This is a genomic window from Clostridium sp. Cult2 (genome assembly GCF_021655075.1).
GTDB lineage: Bacteria > Bacillota > Clostridia > Tissierellales > Tepidimicrobiaceae > Schnuerera.
On the sequence record NZ_PPXX01000105.1, the window covers coordinates 20,793 to 31,439 of the forward strand.

Here is a 10,647-nt window from a genome sequence, read left to right on the forward strand (position 1 = left end):
ATGGAAAATAGATATTTATTAGAAATAGGAGTAGAGGAATTGCCAGCAAGATTAATAGGGGATGCTTTAAGCCAGTTAAAAAGTAGTATGGAAACCATGTTAAAGGATGAAAGAATAGAATATACTGATTCTGAAACTTATGCTACTCCAAGAAGGTTAGTATTGATTGTCAATGGTTTAAGTGAGAAACAACTTACTTTAGAGGAAACAGTCAAAGGACCTGCTAAGAGAATTGCTTACGGTGATGATGGTAATCCCACAAAGGCTTTACAAGGATTTATGCGAGGGCAAGGTATTGGAATAGAACAAACTTTTATTAAGGAATATAATGGAGAAGAATATATTTATGGAAATGTAATTAAAGAGGGAAAAGATACTTTTACAGTTTTGTCAACAAATATGGCAGATATAATAAAATCTATAGCTTTTCCTAAATCTATGAAGTGGGGTGGAAAAAACATAAGATTTGCAAGGCCAATAAGATGGATAGTATCTATATTGAATGATAAGGTGATTCCTTTTGATTTTGAAGGAATAAAGGTAGATAAGATAACCAAAGGCCATAGATTTTTAGGAAGCAAAAAAATTGAAATTAATTCAGTAGATGAATATTTTAGTAAGCTAGAGGATAATTTTGTGTTAGTAGACCAAAATAAAAGAAAAGATATAATTAAATATGGCTCAGAAAGGTTGGCTAAAGAAAAGGGTGGCAATGTTCTTGCAGATAAAGAGCTATTAGACGAAGTTACCAATATCGTTGAATATCCAACGCCAATGATTGGAAGAATAGGAGAAGAATATCTAAGCTTACCAGAGGATGTAGTAATAACTCCAATGAAAGAACACCTTAGATTTTTTCCAATTGTAAATGATAAAAATGTATTATTGCCTTATTTTATTGGAGTAAGGAATGGAAACAAAGAACATATAGAAACAGTAATTAAAGGGAATGAAAAGGTCTTAGGAGCCAGATTAGAAGATGCAAAATTCTTTTATTATGATGATATAAAACTACCCCTAGAAGATTATGTAAAGGACTTAAAAAATATAGTATTTCAAGAAAAACTAGGTACCCTTTATGATAAGACTAGAAGAATACAAAAGTTAGCAAAAAAAATAGGTGATTATTTAGAAGTTGGAGAAGAGACACAAAAGAATATTGAAAGAGCTGCTTATTTATCAAAAGCTGATTTAGTAACAAAAATGGTAGATGAGTTTACTGAACTACAAGGTAAGATGGGAATGGAATATGCAAAGCATGCAGGTGAAAATGAAATTGTAAGTACCGCTATATATGAACAGTACTTGCCAAGATTTGCAGGTGATGAACTTCCAACAACTACAGCTGGTTCTATCTTAAGTATTGGAGATAAATTGGACACCATAGCAGGATTCTTTGCTATAGGGTTACAACCCACAGGTTCCCAGGACCCTTATGGACTAAGAAGGCAAGCTCTAGGTATTATCAACATAATTTTGGATAAAAGATTAAACCTTAGTTTAGGAGATTTAATAGATTCTGCTCTTTATATTTATGTAGATGAGCAAGGCCTTGTATTTGACTACTCTAGTATAAAAAAAGAGATAGTAGATTTCTTTAATGGAAGAATCAAAAATATGTTTAGTGATATGGGAATTAGATATGATATAATTGATGGAGTAATAAGCACAGGAATTGATAATGTCTATGATTTAAAGGTAAGAGCTGATAAATTAAATCAATATATTAATGAAAATGGACTGACAGATGTTTTATTTACATTTAACAGAGTAATTAATTTAGCTGAGAAAACTACTTCTACAAAAGTAAAGAGAGATTTATTAGTAGAGGAAGCAGAGATACAATTATATGAAGCCTTTAATGATATTGAAGAAAAAGTATTAAGTTGCTTAGATAAAAAAGAATACGAGAATGCTTTAGAACAGTTTATTGTTCTAAAAGAGCCTGTTGATAATTTCTTTGATAATGTAATGGTTATGGTTGATGAAGAGGATTTAAGGCAAAATAGGTTAAATCTTTTGGGGAAAATATCTGAGACTATGCTCTTGATTTGTGATTTATCCAAGTTAGTTAAATAAGCCTAAGCAATTAGGCTTATTTTCCAATAGCAAAGGGGTGTGATTCAAATTCAATTAAGTGAAAGACAAGAAAAGATAATCGACATTGTTAAGGCTAATGAACCCATAACCAGTGAAAATATTGCTAAGACTCTCAAATTGACTAGAGCTACTCTTAGACCAGATTTAGCCATACTCACCATGTCGGGCATATTGGATGCAAGGCCAAAAGTCGGATATTTTTACACTGGGAAGACAACCTTTAGCTTTATATCGGAAAAGATTCAAGAAATCAAGGTGGATGAAAGAAAATCTATCCCCATAATAGTTGATGAACAGACAAGTATATATGATGGTATAGTTACCATATTTTTGGAAGATACTAGCACAATATTTGTAACATCAAATGGATATTTATCAGGAGTAGTATCTAGAAAAGACTTTTTAAAAAATGCCATAGGAGGCCTAAATTTAACTAAAACACCAATAGCTGTGATTATGACACGGATGCCAAATATTGTTGTTACAACCCCAGAGGAAAGTGTTCTTGATGCAGCCATAAAATTAATTGAACATGAGATAGATAGTCTACCTGTAGTAGAAGAGGTCATTTTAGATGAGGGTTACAAGGTATATAAAGTGGTAGGAAGGATTACTAAAACCACTATTACTAGACTATTTGTTGAACTGGGAAATAATGAATAGGGGGTACGTTATGGACAAGAGTATTACAATATATGTACTATCAGATTCCATTGGGGAAACTGGTGAGCAAGTAGCTAGAGCAGCAGTAAGTCAATTTAACCCAGAAAAATATGAAGTGCGAAGATTTCCATATATAACAGTGGAAGATCAAATTTTGGAAGTATTTGAAGAAGCAGCCAATGAAAGAAGTATAGTAATATATACAATAGTAATAGAAAAACTAAGAAATTATGTTATTAGTATGGGGAAAAAATATAATATTCCAGTAGTTGATTTGATGACTCCAACCTTAGACGCTTTGGAAGATGTCTTAGGATATGGACCAAAAAGAGAATCAGGGCTTATCAGGAAGTTAGATGAAAAATATTTTAGAAAAGTTGAAGCAGTGGAATTTGCAGTAAAATATGATGATGGAAAGGATACGCGAGGAATTAAAAAAGCAGATATAGTGTTGGTAGGAGTTTCTAGGACTTCAAAAACACCACTAAGTATGTATTTAGCCCACAAACATTTCAAAGTGGCTAATGTGCCTCTAGTTCCAGAAGTTCCTGCACCTAATGAATTATTTGAAAAGGATATAAAAAGGGTTTTTGGACTAATAGCCAATCCATTTAAATTGAATGAAATAAGGCAAGAAAGGTTAAAGTCTCTAGGATTGAGTAATAATGCTAACTATGCAAGTATAGAAAGAATTAATTTAGAGCTTGAATATTCTAAGAAGATAATGGAAAAACTGAATTGTGCTGTGATTGATGTATCCAATAAAGCAGTAGAAGAAACGGCAGGAATAGTAATAGACTATATGAAAAAAAATTTTGGAGAAGAAATGTTAGACTAGAAGTGTTGTATATACAACACTTCTTTTCATTCCATACTCAAAATATTGAAGAATTAATATAAATATATATTTTAAAAATAATATTTTAAAAAAACTTTACAAATATTGAAGGATTATAGGAACTTATGTTGTATATATATATCAATACTACTTTTCGTAAATGGGGTAATAATATGCATATAAGAATAGAAATTGAGGAGCTAGAAAAGAATATATTGTCTCAATATGCATCTTTGAGCCAAAATTCTAAAGGTAGAGTAATAAAGGAAAAAAGCTGTCAAGTTAGAACTGACTATCAAAGAGATAGGGATAGGATAATTCATTCAAAATCCTTTAGGAGATTAAAACATAAAACTCAAGTGTTTATAGCTCCCGAAGGTGATCATTATAGAACAAGGTTAACTCATACTTTGGAGGTAGCTCAGATATCAAGAACTCTAGCTAGGGCATTGAAACTAAATGAAGATTTAGTAGAAGCTATAGCTTTAGGACACGATTTAGGTCATACACCTTTTGGACATACAGGAGAAAGTATACTAAATAGATTGCATCCCAATGGCTTTAACCATAATGAGCAAAGCTTAAAAGTGGTAGATTATCTAGAGCATACGGAATCAAGAAATGGTTTAAACTTAACATATGAAGTCAGAGATGGAATCTTAAAGCATTCAGGAGAGGGAAAACCAGAAACCTTAGAGGGGCATATTGTAAGGGTAGCAGACAGAATTGCTTATATTAATCATGATATTGATGACGCTATAAGAGCTAATATTATTAATATAAAGGATTTACCAAAGGATTGCCTCAATTGTTTAGGAATAGGTCATGGTGAAAGAATAAATTCAATGATTATAGATGTTATAAAGAATAGTCTAGGCAAAGATAAGATAGCTATGAGTGAGGAAATATATTATTATACTGAAAAATTAAGGGATTTTATGTTCGAAAGGGTATATTTAAATAAAGCTGCAAAAGGTGAAGAAGATAAGGCCAAATACATAATTGAACAACTATATAAATATTATTTAAAGAATTTTGAAGAATTGCCTATAGAACATATTAAATTATATAAGGATATAGAATTGAAAGAAGATATAATATGTGACTATATAGCTGGGATGACGGATAGATATGCAGTAAACTTGTTTAAAGAAATATTTGTTCCAAAATCCTGGGAAAAATATTAATAAAAGAAGGATTTTTTAAATTTTTGTCGAATATTATTAAAGTATTCTCTTATATTAAGAGGAAAACAAGGTGGTAATTTATGACAGTTAATATTACTGATGAAGTAATCGAAAAGATTCATGATAGTAGTAATCTGGTTGATATAGTATCTAGATATGTCCAATTGAAAAAAACAGGAAGCAATTATGTGGGATTATGTCCTTTCCACAATGAGAAAACCCCATCTTTTACTGTATCTGAATCGAAACAACTATTCCATTGTTTTGGATGTGGTGAGGGTGGAGATTTAATATCTTTCATAATGAAAATAGAAAACTTATCCTTTGTAGAGGCAGTTAAATTTATAGCTGATTTGCAGGGAATATCTTTAGGTGAAAGAAGTAAGGTAAATGATAAATTAAAATTGGAAAAAGAGATGATATATGAAATAAATAAGAAAGCAGCAAAATTTTATTATCATAATTTGAAGAATAATGGAGAACCTTTAAAGTATTTGCAAAGCAGAAATATTAACAAAAATGTAATAAATCAATTTGGATTAGGGTATGCTCCAGATAGATGGGATAGTATATACAATTATTTACGAAAAAGGGGCTATAAAGAAGAGACTATAGAAAAGGCAGGTTTAATAGGAAAAAGGAAGGACAATACAGGTTATTACGATAAATTTAGAAATAGAATAATATTTCCAATTATAGATGCTAAAGGTAGAGTAATTGGCTTTGGTGGTAGAGTTCTTGATAATTCTATGCCTAAATATTTAAATTCTAAGGATACTTTGGTATTTTCAAAAGGTGATAATCTATATGGACTAAATTTAATTAAAAGATATTCAGATGATGAGAAACTAATATTAGTAGAAGGATATATGGATGTTTTATCACTAAATAAAAATGGTATTAATTATGTTGTAGCGAGTCTGGGAACTGCATTTACTCATAATCAGGCTAAAGTACTGAAAAGATATAATAGGGAAATCTATATTTGCTATGATTCAGATATAGCAGGGATAAATGCAACTTTAAAAGTATTAAATATATTAATAGCAGAAGGAATACAACCTAAAGTAATAATTTTGCCAACAGGTCAAGACCCTGATGATTTTATAAATAAAAATGGATTAGAAGAGTTTAACAAACTAATAGATAGAGCATTGAATCATATAGACTACAGAATATTAATGAATAAGCAAAAATATGATTTGAATAATATAGAAGATAAAATTAAATTTATAAAAGAAGTATCAAAAATTATAAGGGGTCTAAAGAGTCCTGTTGAAAGGGAAGTTTATGTGAATAAAATCTCTAGGGAAACAGGAATTTCAGTAGAGGCAATTCAAGATGAAGTATTAGGTAAAGATTTCAAAATGAATACAACTTTTTACAAGGACAAGTATATTAATGGCAAAAATAGGTATAATAAGAATGAAATAATGCCAATTAAGATTGTGTTAGAACCAGCTCATTTAACTGCAGAAAAGACTATTATAAGGTTAATGATTGATAATAAAAAATATTATTCTATTGTAAAAGATAATTTAAAAAAAGAGGATTTTTTAAATTATGAATGTAATATTTTGGCAAACATTATATTCAATGAATATGAGAATAATTTGCAATTGACAGAATTAACGCCTACATTTATAATGGATAAGTTGAATAAAGAGGAGGATATAGATTCTAATTTGATAGATGAAATTATGGAGATGAAAGTAGATTTTTTGCCAGATGATAAAAACAAACTGGTAGAAGATTTAATAAAAAGGATTAAATATTCTAAATTAACAATAAAAAGGAAAGAAATAATTGAAGAGATTCAAGAAATTGAATCTAAAAAAGGAAAAGATGAAGGAGATGCAGAGAAATTCAAATCATTATGTTTAGAGTTAACAAAATTGGACAGGGAGATAAAATCACATAAATAAAGACTAGGAAGGGAGGGAGCTGCATTGGATGAAAAGAATAAAGATGGAGAAAAAATAGGAAAAGAAAAAATATTAGAAATAAAAAAGTTAATAAATAAGGGCAAAAAAATGGTATGTTAACATATAAGGAGATAATGGATTCTCTTGAAGAAATTGATCTAGATGCAGATCAAATAGATGATATTTATTTAAGACTGGAAGATATGGGGATTGATATCGTAGGAGAAAAAGAAGAAGATATGCTTCTTGAAACCGACGATGAAACAGAAACAGATGAGGTAGAAGTAAAGGAGGATATTTCAGTACCTAAAGGGATAAATGTAGATGATCCTGTTAGAATGTATTTAAAGGAGATAGGAAAAATCCCTTTGTTAACAGCAGAAGAGGAAGTAGAATTAGCCCAGCGAATGGAAGCAGGAGATGAAATAGCGAAGAAAAAACTAGCGGAGGCAAACCTTCGACTAGTAGTTAGTATTGCAAAAAGGTATGTAGGTAGAGGTATGCTCTTTCTAGATTTGATTCAAGAAGGTAATCTTGGTTTAATGAAAGCAGTTGAAAAATTTGATTATGAAAAAGGATTTAAGTTTAGCACCTATGCTACTTGGTGGATACGTCAAGCCATAACTAGGGCTATAGCTGATCAAGCTAGGACAATTAGAATACCAGTTCATATGGTGGAAACTATAAATAAATTAGTAAGAGTACAAAGACAACTAGTGCAAGAATTAGGTAGAGATCCATCTCCAGAAGAGATTGGTAAAGAGATGAATATGGAAGTAGAAAAAGTAAGGGAGATTATGAAAATAGCTCAAGAACCAGTATCTTTAGAAACGCCAATTGGCGAGGAAGAAGATAGTCATCTTGGTGATTTTATAGAAGATGATAATGCATTAGCACCTGCAGATGCAGCCACCTATATTATGTTGAGAGAACAATTAATAGATGTATTAGACACCCTTACTCCTAGGGAGCAAAAAGTACTTCGACTAAGATTTGGGTTAGATGATGGAAGAGCACGAACTTTAGAAGAGGTAGGTAAGGAATTTGATGTTACAAGAGAAAGGATTAGACAGATTGAAGCAAAAGCTTTAAGAAAGCTTAGACATCCAAGCAGAAGTAAAAAATTAAAAGATTTTTTAGAATAAATTAAAGATTCGCAGAAAGCGAATCTTTAATTGTAAAAATAATATAGAGAGGGACAATGGAATGAAACTATCTAGCAGATTACAAGCTATAGCTGATTTTGTTCCACAAAACACTATAGTAGGTGATATAGGTACTGACCATGGATATATACCAGTATATTTAATGGAAAATGGAGTAACAAAAAAAGTTATAGCAACAGATCTTAGCAAGAATTCCTTAGAAAAGATAAATCTGTTTGTTAGGGAAAGGAAATTAGAAAATTATATAGACATTAGATTAGGGAATGGACTGGAAGTATTGAAACCCTTTGAAATTGACACAGTTGTAATTGCAGGCATGGGGGGACTTCTCATTAGGGATATATTGGACAAGGATAAGGAAAAAAGAGATTCTATAACAAATTTTATCTTACAACCCAATATTGCTACTAAAGAGTTAAGAAAATATTTATATGAAAATAACTTTGAAATAATAGACGAGAAATTGGTAAAGGAAGATGATAAATTTTATGAAGTAATCTATGCTAAAAAAGGAAAATCTCACATAGAACATAGTATATATTATGAGATAGGTGAAAAATTGATTTTAAATGATGATTCCCTATTAAAAGAATTCTTAGAAGAAAAAGTTGCAATTATAGAAAAAATATTACAAGAATTAAAAGATAAAAATACGGAGAGAAGTAAAGAAAGATACAAAGAATTATCAAATAAAATTAGAGATTTAAAGGTGGTGTTAAAAAAGATTGAAAGCAATAGAGATTATTAAATTGCTCGACAAATGGGCTTCGCCCTATTTGATTGATGAATGGGATAATACAGGATTTCAAATAGGAGACCCTGAAAAAGAGGTTACAAAAGTACTTGTATCTTTAGATTTAGACAGGGAAGTCTTTGAACAAGCGGTAGATGAAAGAGCTCAAATGATTATCACCCACCATCCCATAATATTTAAACCACTGAAATCTATTACAAAATTATCCTATAAAGAGAATTTAATCTACGACATAATTAGAGAAGATATTGTGGTATACAATGCTCACACCAATTTAGACTTAGCAACAGGAGGTATAAATGATATATTAGCCAATTTATTGGGAATTGAAAACGTTGAACCCATAAAAACAGCATATGAAGAAACCTTATTTAAGTTAGTAGTCTTTGTTCCTAAGGATTATGCCCATGTAATTAGAAAAGTTTTGGGGGAAACAGGTGCAGGGTGGATTGGTAATTATAGTCACTGCACTTATAATACAGAAGGAGTTGGCACTTTTATGCCCCTAGAAGGAACCAATCCATTTATTGGTGAATCGTATGTATTAGAGGAAGTTGAAGAAATTAGGATAGAAACCATAGTTAGAGAAAAAAATTTGAGCCAAGTATTAAAGGAGATGATAAAAAATCATCCTTATGAAGAAGTAGCCTATGATGTTTATCCTTTAAAGAATAAAGGCAAGGTCTATGGATATGGGAGGATAGGAAAAATAAAAGAAACATCGTTATTAAATTATTTAGATATTATTAAGGAAAGGTTAAAGGTAGAAAATATTATTGTTTATGGAAATCATAACAAATCAGTTAGCAAAGTAGCTATATGCGGTGGAAGTGGCTCATCCTTTATATATGATGCATATGTAAAAGGAGCAGATATATTTATTACGGGAGATGTAAAATATCATGAAGCCCAATATGCTAATGAACTAGGACTAACAATAATAGATGCTGGTCATTATCATACAGAGAAAGTAATATTACCTAGAATAAAAAAATATTTAGAAGATAATATGATAGAAAAGGCAGAAATAATAATATATGATGAAAGCAGTCCACCTTATGAAATATATTAACTCTATGGAGGTAATTAAATGGGAGATATAGAAGGTTTATGGGAACTGCAAAAACATACTAATATCTTAAAGGATGTTAGTAAAAGTATTGATGAAATCTCTAATGGTAGTAAAATAAAAGCATTAGGAGTCAAATTAAAAGGCATAGAAAAAAAACTAATAGGCTTGGAATGTAAAATAGAAGAAAAAGAAAAGAAGTTAAATAAAGGTAATTTTATTTTGAAAGAATATGATTATAAATTACATGAAATAGAAAAAAATCTATATGAAGGTAGTATTTCAGATTTAAAACAATTGACTTTCCTTAATCAAGAAAGAGAATATATTAAAAATAAAATAGAAGAAAAAGAGATGGAGATTCTATCCCAATTAGAAGAAATGGATAAATTAAAGGAAGAATATATTTTAATTAAAAAGGATTTTAATGCTTTAAGAAAAGAATATAGAGAGGTAATAAAAAATCATAAGTCTACTATTGAAAATCTAAAAATAAAAAAAATAGATGAAAAGAAAAAAATTGAAGAAATATCATCTAAAATTGATGGAAACCTTCTAAAAAAATATAAAGAATTGGCAAAAACCAGAGGCATTGCCGTAGTAGAGGTAATAGATTATCGATGTAGTGGCTGTAATATGGTTCTTCCAGCCATAACTATAGATAAATTGAAAAACAATAATACAATACTATATTGTGAAAATTGTGATAGAATGCTTTATTTAAAAAATAGCTAAGGAGTGGAGACAAATGGTAAAGATGGGCATAATTAACCTTGAAAAGAATTTGGATTTATGCTATATTATTATTGCTTAAAAAAACAGAATGCAAGATGAGTAAATCGGGTAATCGCGTGCTTTTGCATGAGGAAAGTCCGTGCTCCATAGGGCAGGATGCTGGATAACGTCCAGTGGGGGTGACCCTAAGGATAGTGCAACAGAAATATA

9 protein-coding genes are annotated in these 10,647 nt (G+C 30.2%); all 9 read left to right on the forward strand.

All coding sequences use genetic code 11. From position 1 onward, the window contains the following. Positions 1-2,079: a glycine--tRNA ligase subunit beta gene (gene glyS, locus C3E90_RS11800; RefSeq protein WP_236915876.1), complete on the forward strand. Its 2,079-nt coding sequence runs from the start codon at positions 1-3 to the stop codon at positions 2,077-2,079. A 48-nt stretch (positions 2,080-2,127) separates the two neighbouring features. Then, on the forward strand, positions 2,128-2,763 hold the full coding sequence (locus C3E90_RS11805; protein WP_336513039.1) for a helix-turn-helix transcriptional regulator: 636 nt from the start codon (positions 2,128-2,130) through the stop codon (positions 2,761-2,763). A 10-nt stretch (positions 2,764-2,773) separates the two neighbouring features. Then, the gene (locus C3E90_RS11810; protein WP_236915878.1) at positions 2,774-3,601 is read left to right on the forward strand and encodes a pyruvate, water dikinase regulatory protein; all 828 of its coding nucleotides are present in this window, start codon (positions 2,774-2,776) and stop codon (positions 3,599-3,601) included. 173 nt (positions 3,602-3,774) lie between these two features. Continuing rightward, positions 3,775-4,788 carry a deoxyguanosinetriphosphate triphosphohydrolase gene (locus C3E90_RS11815; protein ID WP_236915879.1) on the forward strand — a complete coding sequence of 338 codons (1,014 nt, stop codon included), beginning with the start codon at positions 3,775-3,777 and terminating at the stop codon, positions 4,786-4,788. Between the two features lie 80 nt (positions 4,789-4,868). Then, positions 4,869-6,713: a DNA primase gene (gene dnaG / locus C3E90_RS11820; protein ID WP_236915880.1), complete on the forward strand. Its 1,845-nt coding sequence runs from the start codon at positions 4,869-4,871 to the stop codon at positions 6,711-6,713. Between the two features lie 113 nt (positions 6,714-6,826). Next, a complete protein-coding gene (gene rpoD / locus C3E90_RS11825) occupies positions 6,827-7,858 on the forward strand; it encodes an RNA polymerase sigma factor RpoD (protein WP_236915881.1) in 1,032 nt (343 codons plus the stop codon). A gap of 61 nt (positions 7,859-7,919) precedes the next feature. Beyond that, complete coding sequence (locus tag C3E90_RS11830) at positions 7,920-8,627, forward strand: tRNA (adenine(22)-N(1))-methyltransferase (protein WP_236915882.1); 708 nt, start codon at positions 7,920-7,922, stop codon at positions 8,625-8,627. Beyond that, a complete protein-coding gene (locus C3E90_RS11835) occupies positions 8,605-9,705 on the forward strand; it encodes a Nif3-like dinuclear metal center hexameric protein (protein WP_236915883.1) in 1,101 nt (366 codons plus the stop codon). The genes C3E90_RS11830 and C3E90_RS11835 overlap by 23 nt, the downstream gene beginning before the upstream one ends. Before the next feature lie 18 nt (positions 9,706-9,723). Further along, on the forward strand, positions 9,724-10,437 hold the full coding sequence (locus tag C3E90_RS11840; protein WP_236915884.1) for a zinc ribbon domain-containing protein: 714 nt from the start codon (positions 9,724-9,726) through the stop codon (positions 10,435-10,437). Positions 10,438-10,647: the final 210 nt, after the last annotated feature.

Coding starts and splice junctions, on each gene's coding strand:
- C3E90_RS11810 (WP_236915878.1), top strand. CDS start 2,774: ATGGACAAGAGTATTACAATATATGTACTATCAGATTCCATTGGGGAA.
- C3E90_RS11815 (WP_236915879.1), top strand. CDS start 3,775: ATGCATATAAGAATAGAAATTGAGGAGCTAGAAAAGAATATATTGTCT.
- dnaG (WP_236915880.1), top strand. CDS start 4,869: ATGACAGTTAATATTACTGATGAAGTAATCGAAAAGATTCATGATAGT.
- C3E90_RS11830 (WP_236915882.1), top strand. CDS start 7,920: ATGAAACTATCTAGCAGATTACAAGCTATAGCTGATTTTGTTCCACAA.
- glyS (WP_236915876.1), top strand. CDS start 1: ATGGAAAATAGATATTTATTAGAAATAGGAGTAGAGGAATTGCCAGCA.
- rpoD (WP_236915881.1), top strand. CDS start 6,827: ATGTTAACATATAAGGAGATAATGGATTCTCTTGAAGAAATTGATCTA.
- C3E90_RS11840 (WP_236915884.1), top strand. CDS start 9,724: ATGGGAGATATAGAAGGTTTATGGGAACTGCAAAAACATACTAATATC.